Raw genomic sequence first — 15,739 nt, 5'->3', positions numbered from 1 at the left:
ACGATGGCCTCCTCTTGGGGGGTGTTGCCCGGGCGCTACATCAGCCCGCCGGGGGGCGGCCCGCAAGGCCCGCCCGCCGCCCCCCGCGCGCCTGCCCCTTGACCGGCCCCGCCCGGAGCGCCTAGGCCCCGCCGCGCTTCCATGATAAGCGCCCGCTACCCTGGTGGCGCGGGCGATGGGTCCGGCCGCCGCCGGGCGGAACGCAGTCGGCATTTGGCACGGGTTCGGCCCGGCAGAACGGAGAGAGTACCGCGATGAGCGACACCGCCGAGAAGGTGAAGAAGATCGTCGTCGAGCACCTCGGCGTCGAGGAGGCGAAGGTCACGCCGGAGGCGTCCTTCATCGACGACCTCGGCGCGGACAGCCTCGACACGGTCGAGCTGGTCATGGCCTTCGAGGAGGCCTTCGGCGTCGAGATCCCGGACGACGCGGCCGAGAAGATCACGACCGTCAAGGACGCCATCGACTACATCGAGAAGCAGAAGGGCGGCTGAAGCCCGCACGAGGGTCCGGGGAGGGTAGAGCGTGTTCCAGAACGGGTTTGCGCCGCGACGCGTCGTCGTGACCGGCATGGGCATCGCCTGCCCGCTCGGCCTCGGGATCGAGCATGTCTGGAAGCGCATGCTCAATGCCGAATCGGGCATCGGGAGCATCCAGTCCTTCGACACCTCGGCCCTTCCCGCCAAGATCGCCGGGCAGGTCCCGGCGGGCACGAAGGCCGAGGGCGGGCTCGACATCTCCGAATGGATCCCGGTCAAGGACCAGAAGAAGATGGACCGCTTCATCCAGCTCGCGCTCGTCGCGGCGGAGGAAGCGGTCGAGGACGCCGGCTGGCGCCCCGAGGACGAGGAATCGCGCTGCCGCACCGGCGTCATGATCGGCTCGGGCATCGGCGGGCTCGAGACCATCCACGAGGCCGCGACCCTCGCCGTCCAGGGCAAGATCAAGCGCATCTCGCCCTTCTTCATCCCCTCGGCGCTGATCAACCTCGCCTCGGGCCAGGTCTCGATCCGCTACGGCTTCAAGGGGCCGAACCATTCGGTGGTCACGGCCTGCGCCACGGGCGTTCATGCGCTGGGCGACGCGGCGCGGCTGATCGCGCTCGGCGATGCCGACGTGATGATCGCGGGCGGGGCCGAGGCCGCGGTGTGCGAACTCGGCGTGGCCGGCTTCTGCGCCGCGCGCGCGCTGTCCACCGGCTTCAACGACACGCCCACAAAGGCCTCCCGCCCGTGGGACGAGGGCCGCGACGGCTTCGTGATGGGCGAGGGCGCGGGCGTGATGGTGCTCGAGGAATACGAGCACGCGAAGGCGCGCGGCGCGAAGATCTATGCCGAGGTGATCGGCTACGGCATGTCGGGCGACGCCTACCACATCACCGCCCCGGCCGAGGGCCACGAGGGCGCCTACCGCGCGATGAAGGCCGCGCTCGCCAGCGCCAAGGTCACCCCGGCCGAGGTGCAGTACGTCAACGCGCACGGCACCTCGACCCCGCTCGGCGACGACCTCGAACTCGAGGCGGTGGAGCGGCTCTGGGGCGATGCGGGCAAGGGCCTCGCCATGTCCTCGACCAAGTCGGCGGTCGGCCATCTGCTCGGCGCGGCGGGGGCGGTGGAGGGGATCTTCTCGATCCTAGCGATCCGCGACAAGGTCGCGCCGCCCACGCTGAACCTCGAGAAGCCCTCGCGCGAGAGCGTGATCGACCGCGTCGCGCTGCACGCCCAGGAGCGGAAGATCGAGGTCGCGCTGTCGAACTCCTTCGGGTTCGGCGGCACCAACGCGAGCATCGTGTTCCGCGCGGCGCCCTGAGCCGCGCCACGGCATGAGCAGCCCCGAGGCGCCGCGCCGCCGGCTGCGCGGCGCCGCGCTCGCGCTCGGCCTGCTGCTCGGCCTGCTCGCGCTGGCCGCGGGCGGGGCGGCCTTCGCCCTCCGCACCTATCGCGCCCCGGGGCCGCTCGCCGAGCCGGTGCAGATCGTCATCCCGCGCGGCGGCACCGAACGCATCGCCGAGGTGCTGGCCGAGCGCGGCGTGGTGCGCGACCCGCGCGCCTTCGGCATCGCCGCCTGGCTGACCCGCGGGCGCGGGCCGCTGCGCGCGGCGGAATTCGCCTTCCCCGCCGGCGCCTCCATCGCCGAGGTGCTGCACATCCTGCGCGAGGCGCGGCCGGTGCAGCGCCGCCTGACCATCGCGGAGGGGCTGACGGCGCACCAGATCCGCGCGCTCCTCGAACGCGCCGAGGGGCTGAGCGGCGAGCTGCCGGCCTTCGCCGAGGGCGAGCTGCTGCCCGAGACCTACGCCTTCGAATGGGGCGAGAGCCGCGCCGCGATCGCCCGCCGCGCGGCGGCGGCGATGGAGCGCGCGCTGGCCGAGGCCTGGGCCAGCCGCGCGCCCGACCTGCCGCTCGCGACCGCGCGCGAGGCGCTCATCCTGGCTTCCATCGTCGAGCGGGAGACCGGCAGGCCCGAGGAGCGCCCGCTGGTCGCCGGCGTCTTCGTCAACCGCCTGCGGCGCGGCATGCCGCTGCAATCCGACCCCACCGTCGCCTATGCCGCGACCGGCGGCGCGCCGATGGACAGGCCGATCAGCCGCGCCGACCTCGAGCGCGAGCACCCCTACAACACCTACCGCGTGCGCGGCCTGCCGCCCGGGCCGATCGCGAGCCCGGGGCGCGCCGCGCTCCTCGCCGCGACGCGGCCGGAGGCGACCGACTACCTCTATTTCGTCGCCGATGGCACCGGCGGCCACGCCTTCGGCCGGACGCTCGAGGAGCACAACCGCAACGTCGCCCGCTGGCGGGCGATCGAGCGCGAACGCGGCGCGGCTACGGCGCCGGCAGCACGCTCTCCGTCCGCCCCATCAGGCGGTAGGCCATGAGCCCGATCCATTCCCGGAAGGCCCATTCGAACTGGCCCAGGCGTTCGGGGAAGGGCGCATCGTACCAGGCCTGCCAGGTGTGCCCGCTGCGGTAGTTGACCGGCCAGGGCACGATGTCCCGCCAGCCCGCCGCGCGGAACACGCCGACCGAGCGCGGCATGTGCGAGGCCGAGGTGACAAGCAGCCACACCTCGCCCGGCTTGGGCTCCACGAGGCGGCGGGTGAAGACCGCGTTCTCGTGCGTGTTGCGCGCCTGGTCCTCGTAGATCACGCGCTCGGGCGTGATGCCCATCGCGGTCCAGAGCTGCCGCGCGACATCGGCCTCGGTCACGGAACCATGCACGAAGGAGCCCTGGCCGCCGGTGAAGACGATGCGCGCCCCGGGGTAGCGATTGGCGAGCACCACGCCCTCGGTCATGCGCTCCGCCGCGCCGTTGAGGGAGGGGATGCCCCGCGCCTCGGTGATGTTCTGGTCCACCGCGCCGCCGAGCACGATGATGCCGTCCACCCGCTCGGGCACCGCGGCGGGGCGCGGGAAGCGGTCCTCGAGCGGCAGCAGCAGCCACTGGTTCACGGGTGTCGCCACCAGCATCAGGAAGAAGCCGAGGCTCGCCAGCACGAGCCAGCGCCCGGAGCGCCGCCCGCGCCAGACGAGCAGCAGGCCGAGGAAGCCGACGATCAGCGCGAAATGCCCGGGCCGCGCCGGGAACCACAGGATCTTCGAGAGTGCGAAGAGGATGTCGGTCATGGTGCGGCGACATAGCACGGGCGCCGGCTTGGACCCCAGGCGTGCCTCGCGCATAGTCCCGCCGTCGCGCGGAGGAGACCGGATTGACCGATGACGCCCTGCTGAGCGCGCTTGCCGCCCATGGACGGATCGGCGAGGCGCTGCAGAAGATCTGCGACGCCGAGGACTGGGCCGATCCGCGCTTCCGCATCGCGGTGCGGCTCGGCCTCGGCCGCGCCCCGCGCATCCATCCGCGGCAGTGGGAGATGACGGCCGCGCTGCTCGCGCTCGCCGAGGCGGGCGCGCTCAGGCCCGATGCGCGCGGCATCGCCTTCGGCTCGGGGCGGGAGCCGCTGACCTTCGCCGTCGCCTCGCGCGTGGCGCATCTGACCGCGACCGACCTCTATGACGCCGGCACCGCCTGGGCGGTCGCGCGCACCGCCGACCCGCGCGCCTTCGTCATGGCCGGCGCGCCGCCCGGCTTCGACGGGTCGCGCCTTTCGGTGCAGGCGATGGACATGCGCCGCATCGCCTTCCCCGATGCCGCCTTCGACTTCGCCTATTCCATCTCCGCCTTCGAGCATATCGGCGACGACCCCGATTTCCTCGCCCATCTGGCCGAGGTGCGGCGCATCCTGCGCCCGGGCGGGCTCTATGCGCTGACGACCGAGCTGCTGCTCGGCGAGGAGAGCCGGCGCAGCCGCGGCAACTACGCCTTCGCCGCGGCACATCTGCTGCGCCTGTTCGCCGAGGCGGGGCTGCAGGCCGCGCCGGTGCTGCACATGGGCATCTCCGACTGGCAGGAGAATGCGCCGCGGCCGATGCAGGTGGTGCTGCACGAGGACCCGGCCGACCCGCTGATGCAGTGCCTGACGCTGCGCGAACTCGGCGGCGTCGTCTCCGGCCCGGCGCTGTTCCTGCTGCGCGCGGCCGAGGGCGCGCCGCGTCCTGTCGAGATCCGCGGTCGGGAGGCGGCCGAGCGCCAGGCCGAGGCTCAGCGGCGGCATCTGCGGCGGATGCGCTTCGGGGACTGGGTGCGTCTCAACCCCTTCGCGCAGCGCCCGGGGCGGGCGCGGCAGGTGCTCGATCTCTGGGCCGCCGAGCCGCTCGCGGCCGGGCCGCAGCCGGTGCTCGCGACACCCTTCCTCGAGCCTGGGGAGGGGCGGCTCGAGGTGCAGGTCACGCTCGCGCCCTCCGCCCATTCCGCGGTTGCCGGGCGCTTCGCGCTGCGGGCCATGGCGCGGCGCGGCGGGGAGGCGGCGCGCGAGGTCCACGCCGCCCTGCTCGCGGTCAACGAGCCGGCGGGCGCGGCGGTATCGCATCGCTTCGCCGTGCCGGTGGCCGAGGGCGAGGCGGTGGCGCTGTTCGGCCATCTGCGCGAGGGCGGGATGCTGCTCGCGAGCCTGGACGTGCAGGCGCGCCGGACCGCATGAGAAGGCCCGCGCCGGGCGCGGGCGCCGGCGCGGTCAGTCCTCCAGCGGCTCGATGGTGAAGCGCCGCACCGCGAAGCTGCGCAGCCGGTGGTCCGCCGTGGCGGGGTCGAGCTCCGCGAAGGTCGCCGAGCGCGGCCCGGCGAGCTCGATCACCGCCGTCCGGCGATGGCGCGCGAAGGTCGCGGCGTCGATGCGGAAGCTGACCTCGGCGCCGGGCTCGGCGGGTGCCGTCTCGGTCTTCAGCAGGCGGTTGCCCAGGATGACGCGGATGCGCGCGGGATCGAAGCCGAGCGTCTCGACCACATGCATCCCGATGCGCAGGCCACGGCCCGAGGCGGAGGCGAGGACGATGCGCGCGCGGTCCTCGGTCCACCAGTATTGCGCGCCGTCGCGCGGCTCGCCGACCCAGCCCTGCGGGTGCCAGCCCTCGAGGAAGGACAGCGCCGCATCCCCGGCACGGGCCGCGACCCAGGGCATGGCGGCCGCGCCCTTGAGGCCCTGCAGCAGTGCGCCGCGCGCCTGCGCCGCGCGGCGCGTGGCGAACCACTTCTCCAGCCGCTCCTCGGCCTCCCGCCGCAGCAGGAAATCGGCCCCGAGGCGCATCAGGAACTCGTCGCGGCGCAGCACCGCCTCCGTCGCCTCCACCTCGTCGCGGCTCGCCTTGCCCTCGTTGAGGCGGGCGGGCGGAAAGTTCGGCAGCGCATAGTGCTCGGACAGCGCCGTGAGGCTGTCCTGCATGCGTTCGGTCACGCCGACGAAGTCGAAATGCTCGAGCGCGGCGAGCGCCTGCTCGGACACCTCCTGGTGCACGCCGGGCCGGCGCAGGCCGAGCGCGAGCGTCAGGTAGCGCGTCTGCGGATTGGTCCCGTAGGAGGGGTAGCGGCGCAGGAAATCCGCGATGCCGAGCGCCTTCGCCGCCTGGTGCATCGGCAGCTCGGGCATGTGGCGGAAATAGAGGTAGTGCGAGGCCACGAGCCGCACCGGATGGCGCACGAAGGTCACGAGGCGCAGCCGCTCGAGCGGCAGCAGGCCGGTCAGCGTCACGCGGACATGGCCGTGCAGGAAGCGCAGCCCCGGCAGCCGCTCGCGCGCGGTGGCGAAATCCCCGTCGAGCAGCGTGAGCTGCGGCGGCGGCGGAAAGACCTGCTCGACCGGCAGGAAGGCCAGGAAATGCGAGATGACCGTGTTGCCGCCCGTCTTCGGCGTGTGGATGAAGAAGATCGGGCGGTCGGCGGGCGCGAGTCCGGCGGCCTCGGCGCCGGCCGGCGTGGCGGCATCCATGGGCTCGTCGCTCACGCCGGCGCCGTGCGGGCGACGAGGATGTTCCGGATGCCCGCCGTCTCCGCCGCCAGCCCGTCCCAGCCGGCGGGCGCGAGCGCGCCGTCCTCGCCGATCGTCCAGGCGTTGAGGCCGAAGCCGCGCAGCAGGGCGACGACCTCGGGCGCCGGCACGCCGGCGCGGGCCATCATCTCGGGGGCGAATTCCATCATGATGCGGACATCAGGCGCGCGCGCGAGGATGCCCTGCATACCGCGCAGCACGCGCCCCTCGTGGCCCTCCACGTCCATCTTCACCACATCGGGGCGGAAGGCGGGGTCGGGGAACATCTCGTCGAGCACGACGAGGCGGCAATCCACGCCGGGATGCGCGGCGGCGTCGGCGCCCGTGGCGACCGCGCCGCCGCCCGAGAAGGCATCGAGGAAGACCAGCCGCGCCGTGCCGGCGGCGTCGGACGCGCCCACGCCATGCACCTCGGCCCAGCCGCCGAACCCGTTCAGCCTGAGCGAGAGGTCCACGAGATGTGCCAGGCGCGGATTGGGCTCGAAGGCGTGCACGCGCCCCCCGGGCCCGACCGCCTGCGCGGCGAGCAGCGCATAGACGCCGTGATTGGCGCCGAGGTCGAGCACCGTCTGCCCCGGCGCGAGCAGCCGCGTGAACAGCGTGGTGTAGGGCGTCTCCCACCGCCCGAGCGTCAGCAGGTGGATGCCGATGTCGATGCTGCGCGTGTCCACCAGGATGCGGATGCCGTTCTCGAGGAAGGTCACCGCCGTATGGTCGCCGAGATAGGTGGACTGGCTGTCCATCGTGCGGTTGGCGCGCAGGGCGAAATAGGCGATCGCCTCCTCGAGGCGGCGCTCGATGCGCTCGAGCCGCTCCTCCATCCGCTCGAGCCGCGCGGCGAGGCGGTTGCGCCCCATCAGCGTGTCGATGAATTGGCCTGGCTGGTCGTTCATGAAGGGCGCCGTCGTGTCCTCGGTCGGGGCGCGCGGGACGATACAATGGCGCGGCAGGCGGCACCATGGCGGCCGCCCCGCGCCTCACGCCTCCGCGGCATAGGGGTTGCGCGTGCCGCGGCATTGCAGGCGGATCGGCACGCCCGGCATGTCGAAGGCCTCGCGGAAGGCGTTGACGAGGTAGCGCCGGTAGTCCTCGGGCAGGTCCTCGGCGCGCGTGCCGAAGACCGCGATGGTCGGCGGCCGCGCCTTGGGCATGGTGGCGTAGCGCAGCTTGATGCGCCGCCCGTCCACCAGCGGCGGGGGGTGGCGGGCGATCACGCCCTCGAACCAGCGGTTCAGCTCGCCCGTGCCGATGCGGCGGTTCCACAGCGCATGGGCCGCGCGCACGGCGGGCATGAGCTTGTCCACGCCGCGCCCGGTCAGCGCGGCGAGCGGCACCACGGCGATGCCCTTGAGCTGGGCGAGCGAGGATGCGAGCACGTCGTCGAGCCTGCGCCGCGCCGCGGCGCGGTCCTCGACCGCGTCCCACTTGTTGAAGGCGATGACGACGGCGCGGCCCTCGCGCTCGGCCAGGCGCGCGATGCGCAGGTCCTGCTCGTCCATGCCGAGCAGCGCGTCCACCACCAGCACCACCACCTCGGCCTCCTTCAGCGCCCCGAGGGTGGCCGCGACCGACATCTGCTCCAGCCGGTCCTCGATGCGCGCCTTCTTGCGCATGCCCGCCGTGTCCACGAGGCGCACGCGGCCGCCGGTCGAATCCCGCCACTGCACCGCCACGGCATCGCGCGTCAGGCCGGGCTCGGGGCCGGTGATCATGCGCTTCTCGCCGAGCAGGGCGTTGAGCAGGGTGGACTTGCCGGCATTCGGCCGGCCCACGATGGCAAGGCGCAGCGGGCGCTCGGGGTCGTCGGTGTCCTCCGGCTCCTCCTCCGCGGGCGGCGCCTCGCCCAGCGCCTCGGCCACCGCCTCGTGCAGCGCGCCCAGGCCCTCGTTGTGCTCGGCGCTGACGGCGATCGGCTCGCCGAGGCCGAGCTCGAAGGCCTCCATCGCCGCGGCCGCGCCGCCGCGGCCCTCGGCCTTGTTCGCCACCACCAGCACCGGCACGTCGGCCCGCCGCAGCCAGGCGGCGAAGGCGCGGTCGGCGGGCGTCAGGCCGGCCCGCGCATCCACCACGAACAGCACGAGGTCGGCCGCACGCAGCGCGGCCTCGGAACTCGCGCGCATGCGCCCGGCCACGGTGTCTGGCGGCGCCTCCTCGAGCCCGGCGGTGTCCACCAGCACCACGTCGCGCCCGCCGATCACCGCCGGCGCCTCCTTGCGGTCGCGCGTGACGCCGGGCCGGTCGTCCACGATGGCGATCCGCCGCTGCGCGAGGCGGTTGAACAGCGTGGACTTGCCGACATTGGGCCGGCCGAGGATCACGACGGTCGGCGCCATGGCGCGGTTCAGCCGCCCGAGAAGGCCAGCAGCGTCGCGTCGTCGGTGGCGGCCAGCAGCAGCCCGCCCGCCACGGCCATCGGCAGCGTCAGCCCGCCGGGCAGGGCGGTGCGGCCGGTGACCTCCCCGTTCTCGGGGTTGAGCGCGAGCAGCTCGCCCCGGCTCGTGCCGACGAACAGCCGCCCGCCCGCGAGGATGGGGGCGGAGAGCGCGATGCGCTCGGGCGGCCGGCTGCCGCGCGGGGGCGGGCGCAGGGAGACGGCCCAGCGCACCTGCCCGCTGTCGCGCCCGATCGCGACCGCCTGGCCGGCATCGGTGGTCATGAACACCCAGTCCCCGGCCACCCAGGCGGGTTCGGTGCCGCCGGCCTCCTGTTCCCACAGCCGCCGGCCGGAGCGCAGATCCACGCAGATGGACAGCCGCCCCATGCCGACCGCGACGACCCGCCCGCCCGAGACGGAGGGGTGCGCGCGCACCGCCGCGATGTCGGACAGCGTGACCGTGCCGGCGGCGGCGAGGCTCTCGCTCCAGATCACGCGGCCATCGCCGGCGCGCAGCGCGAAGAGTTCGCCCGAGGGGAAGCCCGCGACGACCGTGTCGCCCTCGACCGCCGGGGCGCCAAGGCCGAGGGGGATGGTGGCGATCTGCGTCGCGCGATGGGCCCAGAGCCGCGAGCCGTCCTCGGCCGAGAGGGCGACGAGTTCGCTCGCGAGCGTAGGCACGAAGACCCGCCCGCCCGCGACCGTCGGCGCGCCGCGCGCCGGGGCGGGCAGGTTGACCCGCCAGCGCACCGAGCCGTCGGCGGCGTTCAGCGCCAGCAGTTCGGCAAGCCCCGTCGCGACGAAGACCGTCTCGCCGGCGAAGGCGACGCCAGTGCCGCCCGCGCCCGTGCTCTCCCGCGCGCGCGCCGTGCCCGCGCGCCAGCGGCGCCCGCCGGTGGCGAGGTCGAAGGCCGAGACATCGCCGAAGGCATCCGCGACGAAGGCGCTGCCGCCGCCGGCCACCGGCCCCGCCACGAGCCGCCGGCGCTGGCCGGTGCCGCTGCCGAAGCCGCTGCGCCAGGACTGGCCGAGGCCCGGCCCGAAGGCGACATGGCCGCCGGATTTCGGCGCATCGCCCCCGGCGAGCGGCCAGTCGGGGCGTGGGGCGGGGGCGGGCAGCACCACGGGCGTGCCGCGCGCGGCCTCGTCGGCGCTCAATGTCCGGTCGGGCAGGTCGAGGACGGGGATGCGTTCGCCGTCGAAGCGCTGGCGGCGTTCCCCGAACCAATCGTCGAAGGTCTCGCAGCCGCCGAGCAGGGCGGCGGCGCCGAGCAGCGCGCCGCGGCGGGTCATGGGCGCGCGCATCAGCCGGCGAGCCCCTGGGCGATGCGCCCGGCGCGTTCGCGGATGCCGCGCGGGGCGGTGACGTCGGCGGCCAGCGCCTCGAGCTGGCGGCGCGCCTCCGCCCGGTCCCCGGCCTTGAGCGACACCAGCGCGGCGAGCTCGCGCGCCGAGGCGCTCCAGGGCGCGCCCGGCCGCGCCAGCGGGGCGATGCGCGCGGCGAGGGTGGCGGGGTCGCCGCTGTCGAGCGAGCGCAGCACCCACATCAGCGAGGCGAGGTCGCGATAGAGCGGGTCGGCCCCGGAATCGCCCGCGAGCCGGTCGTAGAGCGCGAGCGCGCCCTCGCGGTCGCCCGCCTCGGCCTTGAGCGCGGCCGCGCGCAGCAGCGCGATGGTGCGGTAGCCGGCGGGCGCCGAGGCGGCGAGCGCCTCGAAGCGCTCGGCCATGGCGGCGAGGTCCGCCCCCTGCGCCTCGGTGGCGCGGCTGACCTCGAGGAAGGCGGTGGCGGCGGCCTCCTGCTGGCGGTTCTCGTACCAGCGCCAGGCCTGCCAGCCGCCCACGCCCGCGACGACCAGCAGCAGCGCGCCGAGGATGGGCACGCCGAAGCGCTGCCAGAACTTCCTGGCGCGTTCGGCGCGGAGATCCTCCTCGACCTCGTCGAAGATGTCGGGCAAGTGCGGCACCCCTGCATGGCAGGCCGGCGGAACCGGCCCTGGAAAAGGGGCCGGAACATAGCCGCCCGTTGGCGGGGCGTTAAGCCCGGGCGGTGTCTGATCGGCCCATGAGGCGATGCGCGGCGATCCTGCTGCTCCTGCTCGGCGGCTGCCAGGCCGGCCTTGGCCCGGGGGCGCCGCTGCTCGCCGTGCCGGCCGTGATCGAGGGCGTGTCCCTGCGCGCCTTCGGCCGCACCACCGGCGATGCCATCGTCTCCCTGGTGACCGGGGAGGATTGCTCCATCGCCCGGATCGGCCGGGGCGAGGCCTATTGCGGCCGCGACGACCCGCCGGCGCCGCCGCCGCTGTGCACGCGCAGCCTCGGCGCCGTGGATTGCTGGACCGTTCCGCCCGCGGCCTGGCCGGCCCATCGCGGCGTGGCGGACGGGCCCGCGGCGCTGAACGAGGCGCAGGAAAACCATCGCATCGGCTGGACCGGGCGGATCGCCCGGGCCATGCGCCCCGCCCCGGGCGAGGCCACTGCCCCCCCGGGTGGGGAGCCCGCGCCCGGGGCAGCCCCGGTCCCGGTCATCGAGCCCGGCCCCGGCACGCCCGCCCCGGTGGCGGTGCCGACGGTGGCCGAGGATGCGGCGCGCCGGGCGCTGACCGCCCCGCCGCTACCCGAGGGCGCCCAGCCGGACAATCGTACCGTGCCGCCGCTCTTCCGGCCCGCAGAGGTCGGCGATGGCCGGGGCGACATCCGCCGGCTTCTGGAGCCCTGAGGGGTCCTCGCCCGGCATCGCGATGGCGCGCATCCGCGTCGCCACCACCCCGGGGTCGAGCAGATTGGCGCGGATGGCGGTGCTGGCGACCTCCTGCGCCCAGGTCAGGACGAGGTGCTCCATCCCCGCCTTGGTCGCGCCATAGGCGCCCCAATAGGCCTTGGGCGCGGCCACCCGGCCGGTGGTCAGGAACACCGCGCGGCCAGCCGGGGCGGCGCGCAGCGGCGGTTCGCAGGTGCGGATCAGGCGCCAGGTGGCGGTGAGGTTCACCCCGACCGTCTCGGTCCACTCCCGCGGCATGATGTGCGAGACCGGCGTCAGCGCGCCCAGCGCGCCCGCGGCATGGACCAGGATGTCCAGCCGGCCGAAGCGTTCCATGATGGAGGGGCCGAGCACGTCGATCTTGTCGGCCTGCTTCACGAGGTCGAGCGGCAGCAGCGTCGCCTCGGCGCCGAACGCGCGGATGGCGTCGTCCGTTTCCTCGAGCCCGCCCTGGGTGCGGGCGACGAGGACGCAGCGCGCCCCGCGGCGGGCGAGCTCGACCGCGACGGCGGCGCCGATCCCGCGGGATGCCCCGGTGACGAGGGCGACTTGGCCGGTGAGGGAGGTCATGGCTGGTCCTGGTGGAGAGATAAAGGTCGGGGGAGGGGAACCTCCCCCGAACCCCCTGCCGTCTCTGTCACCCGGCGCCGCCCATGGCGGTCAGTCCCCGGGTGCCAAAGAAGGTTGAGGGGGGTCCGGGGTGAGAAGTTCCCTTCTCCCCCCGCCTACTGCCCCGCTGGCTGGAGAAGCGAAAGCTGCCGGTCCGCGTTGTCCTGCCAGTCCGTCAGCGGGATGGCGTAGTCGCCGGTGAAGCAGGCGTCGCAGAAGCCGGGCTTGGCCGCGTCGCGCCCCGGCTGGCCGAGCGCGCGGTAGAGCCCGTCGAGCGAGATGAAGGCGAGGCTGTCGGCGCCGATGATGCGCGCCATCTCCGCCACGTCGTGCTTCGCCGCCATCAGCTCCGCGCGTTCCGGCGTGTCGATGCCGTAGTAGCAGGAATGCGTCGTGGGCGGGGAGGAGATGCGCATGTGCACCTCCTTCGCGCCGGCATGGCGGACCATCTCGACGATCTTGCGGGAGGTGGTGCCGCGCACGATCGAATCATCCACCAGCACGACGCGCCTGCCTTCCAGCATGGGGCGGTTGGCCGAATGCTTCAGCTTCACGCCGAGATGGCGGATCTGGTCGGTCGGCTCGATGAAGGTGCGCCCGACATAGTGGTTGCGGATGATGCCGAGTTCGAAGGGGATGCCCGCTTCGGCGGCATAGCCCATGGCCGCCGGCACGCCGGAATCCGGCACCGGCACCACCACATCCGCCGGCACGCCGGATTCGCGCGCGAGTTCCGCGCCGATCCGCTTGCGCGTCTCGTAGACCGGCGTGCCTTCCATCACCGAATCCGGACGCGCGAAGTAGATGTACTCGAAGATGCAGAAGCGCCCCGCGTGGCGGCCGAAGGGTTTGACGCTGCGCACGCCCTCGTCGTTGATGACGACGATCTCGCCAGCCTCGATGTCGCGCACGAACTCGGCGCCCACGATGTCGAGCGCGCAGGTCTCCGAGGCCAGGACGTAGCCGCCATTGGCCAGCCGCCCGAGCACCAGCGGCCGCACGCCGAGCGGATCGCGCGCCCCGATCAGCGCGCCGTCATGCAGCGCGACCAGCGAATAGGCGCCCTGCACCTGCTTCAGCGCGTCGATCAGCCGGTCGAGCACCGTCGAATAGAGGCTGATGGCGATGAGGTGGATGAACACCTCGGAATCGGTGGTGGACTGGAACAGGCAGCCGCGGCGCACCAGGGCGCGCTTCAGCGCATGGGCGTTGGTCAGGTTGCCGTTGTGGGCCACCGCGAAGCCGCCGAACTCGAAATCGGCGTAGAGCGGCTGGACGTTGCGCAGCGCCGTCTCGCCCGTGGTCGCATAGCGGTTGTGCCCGACCGCGGCCGAGCCGCGCAGGGAGGCGATGACCTTCGCCTCGCCGAAATTGTCGCCCACCAGACCGAGGCCCTTGTGGGCATGGAAGCGCCCGCCCTCGTCGAGGCTGACGATGCCCGCCGCCTCCTGGCCCCTGTGCTGCAGGGCATGCAGGCCGAGCGCGGTGAGCGCCGCGGCATCGCCGCCGTTCCACACGCCGAACACGCCGCATTCCTCGTGCGGCTTGTCGTCGTCCCAGGGCAGGGTGGCGTTCATCCGGGGGGTCCTCAGTTTCGGCTGCGGGCCGGGGGGCGCAGCAGGTCTTCGACATTGGGTCCGCCCGGGCCGGGCGGCTCGACCAGCCGCGGGCGATAGGCGTCGGGGATGAGTTCCACGGTGCGGCGGGCCGCCTCGGCCACGATGGGAAGGCCGCGCGCCTCCTTCACCGCGGCGGGCCAGCTCGCCGTCTCGGGGACGAACATCCCGGCCAGGATATAGGCGAGCACCAGCAGCGCCGCACCCCGCACCGCGCCGAAGGCGAGGCCGAGCACGCGGTCCACCCCGCCGATCGCGGAATCCTGCACGCGGTCCGCGATCAGGTTGGTGAGGAGCTTCAGCACGACCAGCACCAGGATGAAGACGGCGCCGGTGCCCACGATGTCGGCGAGTATGGGCGGCTCGATCCAGGCCGAGACATGCGGCAGCAGGTGCGGCCGGGCGAGGAAGGCCGCCGCGGCGGCGCCGATCCAGGCGCCGAGGCTCAGCACTTCCCGGACCAGCCCACGAAAGAAGGCGATGATCGCGGAGAGCGCGACCACCGCCAGCAGCACGGCGTCAACCCAGGTCATCACCGCCCCCTATAGCGGCGGGGGCGGGCGGCGTCACGCGCCGCCCCGGCGGGGCGCCACGCTCCGCTCGGCGAAGACGGCGACGAGGTCGGCGAGGTGGCCGATCTCGGCAAGGCCGAGCCCCTCGGGTGCCGCCGGGGCCTTGCCGCCGCGGGCGAGCCGCCGGGGCAGGGTGGCCGCCCCGAAGCCGAGTTTCGCCGCCTCCCGCAGCCGCGCCTCCGCCTGGGCGACCTGCCGGACCTCCCCCGAGAGGCCGACCTCCCCGAAATAGACGCGGTCGGCGTCCGTCGGCCGGTCGGTCGCGGCGGAAACGAGCGCCGCCGCCACCGCGAGATCCGCCGCCGGCTCGTTGATGCGCAGGCCGCCGGCGATGTTCAGGTAGACGTCGTTCTGCCCGAGGCTCATGCCGCAGCGGCTTTCCAGCACCGCGAGCAGCATGGACAGCCGCCCCGAATCCCAGCCCACCACCTGTCGCCGCGGGGAACCGCCGGAGGAGGGCGATAGCAGCGCCTGCACCTCCACCAGCACCGGCCGCGTGCCCTCGATTCCCGCGAACACCGCCGAGCCCGAGACATTGCCCCGCCGTTCGGCGAGGAACAGGGCCGAGGGGTTGGCGACCTCGACCAGCCCGGTGCCGGTCATCTCGAAGACGCCGATCTCGTCGGTGGCGCCGAAGCGGTTCTTGACCGCGCGCAGGATGCGGAACTGGTGGCCGCGATCGCCTTCGAAATAGAGCGTCGCATCCACCATGTGCTCGAGCACGCGGGGGCCGGCGAGCGTGCCCTCCTTCGTCACATGCCCCACCAGCACCAGGGCGAAGCCGCGCGATTTCGCCAGCCGGATGAGCTCGGCCGCGCAGGCGCGCACCTGCGCGACCGTCCCCGGCGCGGAATCGAGCGCGTCGAGCCAGACGGTCTGGATGGAATCCATCACCACCAGCGCGGCATCGGCCTCGTCCTCGAGCGAGGCGGCGATGTCGCGCAGCGCCGTCGCGGCGGCGAGCGCGAGGGGGCTCTCGGTCAGGCCGAGGCGGGCGGCGCGCAGGCGCACCTGTTCAACCGCCTCCTCGCCCGAGATGTAGAGCACCCGCCGCCCCGCCGCGGCGATGCGCGCGGCCGCCTGCAGCAGGATGGTGGACTTGCCGATCCCCGGATCCCCGCCCACCAGCACGGCCGAGGCCGGAACGAGGCCGCCGCCCAGCACGCGGTCCAGCTCCGCGATGCCGGTGGCGATGCGCGGCGGCGGCGCGCTCTCGCCCTTCAGGCCGACGAACGCGACGCGCCGCCCGCCGCCGGCCTTGGCCGCGGGGCCGGGGCCGCGCGGGGCCGGGGCCTCCTCGGCGAGCGTGTTCCACTCCCCGCAGGCGTCGCAGCGGCCCTGCCATTTCGGGTGGACGGCGCCGCAGGCCTGGCAGACGAAGCGGGTCTTCTCGCGCGCCATGGCGACTCCGTGGGGTCGGGCTAGGATCGCCTT

15 protein-coding genes are annotated in these 15,739 nt (G+C 74.1%); 5 read left to right on the top strand and 10 right to left on the bottom strand.

Annotated features, from left to right (window positions below; translation table 11 throughout):
- Positions 1–254 precede the first annotated feature (254 nt).
- The 3 genes from FHS88_RS07350 to mltG are packed head-to-tail and all read left to right on the top strand — an operon-like array spanning position 255 to position 2,875.
- Positions 255–494, top strand: coding sequence for an acyl carrier protein (locus FHS88_RS07350; RefSeq protein ID WP_184483077.1), 240 nt, complete (start codon positions 255–257; stop codon positions 492–494).
- 31 nt (positions 495–525) lie between these two features.
- The gene (fabF, locus tag FHS88_RS07345; protein ID WP_338146457.1) at positions 526–1,809 is read left to right on the top strand and encodes a beta-ketoacyl-ACP synthase II; all 1,284 of its coding nucleotides are present in this window, start codon (positions 526–528) and stop codon (positions 1,807–1,809) included.
- 13 nt (positions 1,810–1,822) lie between these two features.
- Complete coding sequence (mltG, locus tag FHS88_RS07340) at positions 1,823–2,875, top strand: endolytic transglycosylase MltG (RefSeq protein ID WP_184483075.1); 1,053 nt, start codon at positions 1,823–1,825, stop codon at positions 2,873–2,875.
- Here the strand turns inward: mltG and FHS88_RS07335 are convergent.
- Complete coding sequence (locus FHS88_RS07335; protein ID WP_184483073.1) at positions 2,823–3,623, bottom strand: YdcF family protein; 801 nt, start codon at positions 3,621–3,623, stop codon at positions 2,823–2,825. The genes mltG and FHS88_RS07335 overlap by 53 nt on opposite strands.
- Positions 3,624–3,706: 83 nt before the next feature.
- Between FHS88_RS07335 and FHS88_RS07330 the strand changes: the two genes are divergently transcribed.
- A complete protein-coding gene (locus tag FHS88_RS07330; protein ID WP_184483071.1) occupies positions 3,707–5,035 on the top strand; it encodes a class I SAM-dependent methyltransferase in 1,329 nt (442 codons plus the stop codon).
- A 33-nt stretch (positions 5,036–5,068) separates the two neighbouring features.
- Here FHS88_RS07330 and FHS88_RS07325 read toward each other — a convergent pair whose 3' ends face one another.
- From FHS88_RS07325 to FHS88_RS07305, 5 genes are all read right to left on the bottom strand, one after another.
- On the bottom strand, positions 5,069–6,331 hold the full coding sequence (locus FHS88_RS07325; RefSeq protein WP_184483069.1) for a hypothetical protein: 1,263 nt from the start codon (positions 6,329–6,331) through the stop codon (positions 5,069–5,071).
- Complete coding sequence (locus FHS88_RS07320; protein ID WP_184483067.1) at positions 6,328–7,269, bottom strand: FkbM family methyltransferase; 942 nt, start codon at positions 7,267–7,269, stop codon at positions 6,328–6,330. Before FHS88_RS07320 ends, FHS88_RS07325 begins: the two co-directional genes overlap by 4 nt.
- A gap of 84 nt (positions 7,270–7,353) precedes the next feature.
- Positions 7,354–8,709, bottom strand: a complete 1,356-nt coding sequence (der, locus tag FHS88_RS07315) for a ribosome biogenesis GTPase Der (protein ID WP_184483065.1) — start codon at positions 8,707–8,709, stop codon at positions 7,354–7,356.
- 8 nt (positions 8,710–8,717) lie between these two features.
- A complete protein-coding gene (locus tag FHS88_RS07310) occupies positions 8,718–10,043 on the bottom strand; it encodes an outer membrane protein assembly factor BamB family protein (protein ID WP_246419599.1) in 1,326 nt (441 codons plus the stop codon).
- 11 nt (positions 10,044–10,054) lie between these two features.
- Complete coding sequence (locus FHS88_RS07305; RefSeq protein ID WP_338146456.1) at positions 10,055–10,714, bottom strand: tetratricopeptide repeat protein; 660 nt, start codon at positions 10,712–10,714, stop codon at positions 10,055–10,057.
- 98 nt (positions 10,715–10,812) lie between these two features.
- Here FHS88_RS07305 and FHS88_RS07300 point away from each other — a divergent pair, with 98 nt between their 5' ends.
- Positions 10,813–11,466, top strand: coding sequence for a hypothetical protein (locus FHS88_RS07300; RefSeq protein ID WP_184483060.1), 654 nt, complete (start codon positions 10,813–10,815; stop codon positions 11,464–11,466).
- Here the strand turns inward: FHS88_RS07300 and FHS88_RS07295 are convergent.
- The 4 genes from FHS88_RS07295 to radA all read right to left on the bottom strand — a co-directional run bounded on the left by FHS88_RS07295 (position 11,362) and on the right by radA (position 15,706).
- On the bottom strand, positions 11,362–12,078 hold the full coding sequence (locus FHS88_RS07295; RefSeq protein ID WP_184483058.1) for an SDR family NAD(P)-dependent oxidoreductase: 717 nt from the start codon (positions 12,076–12,078) through the stop codon (positions 11,362–11,364). The genes FHS88_RS07300 and FHS88_RS07295 overlap by 105 nt on opposite strands.
- 155 nt (positions 12,079–12,233) lie before the next feature.
- Positions 12,234–13,694, bottom strand: a complete 1,461-nt coding sequence (purF, locus tag FHS88_RS07290; RefSeq protein ID WP_184483056.1) for an amidophosphoribosyltransferase — start codon at positions 13,692–13,694, stop codon at positions 12,234–12,236.
- A gap of 11 nt (positions 13,695–13,705) precedes the next feature.
- Entirely contained in the window at positions 13,706–14,266 is a 561-nt protein-coding gene (locus tag FHS88_RS07285; protein ID WP_184483054.1) for a CvpA family protein, read from the bottom strand.
- A 33-nt stretch (positions 14,267–14,299) separates the two neighbouring features.
- Positions 14,300–15,706 carry a DNA repair protein RadA gene (gene radA / locus FHS88_RS07280; RefSeq protein WP_184483052.1) on the bottom strand — a complete coding sequence of 469 codons (1,407 nt, stop codon included), beginning with the start codon at positions 15,704–15,706 and terminating at the stop codon, positions 14,300–14,302.
- Positions 15,707–15,739 lie beyond the last annotated feature (33 nt).

It is taken from the genome of Neoroseomonas alkaliterrae (assembly GCF_014199195.1).
In the GTDB taxonomy this organism is placed as follows: domain Bacteria; phylum Pseudomonadota; class Alphaproteobacteria; order Acetobacterales; family Acetobacteraceae; genus Neoroseomonas; species Neoroseomonas alkaliterrae.
Note: the sequence above shows the minus strand (reverse complement) of the source record. Positions and strands in the feature narration are given on the sequence as shown.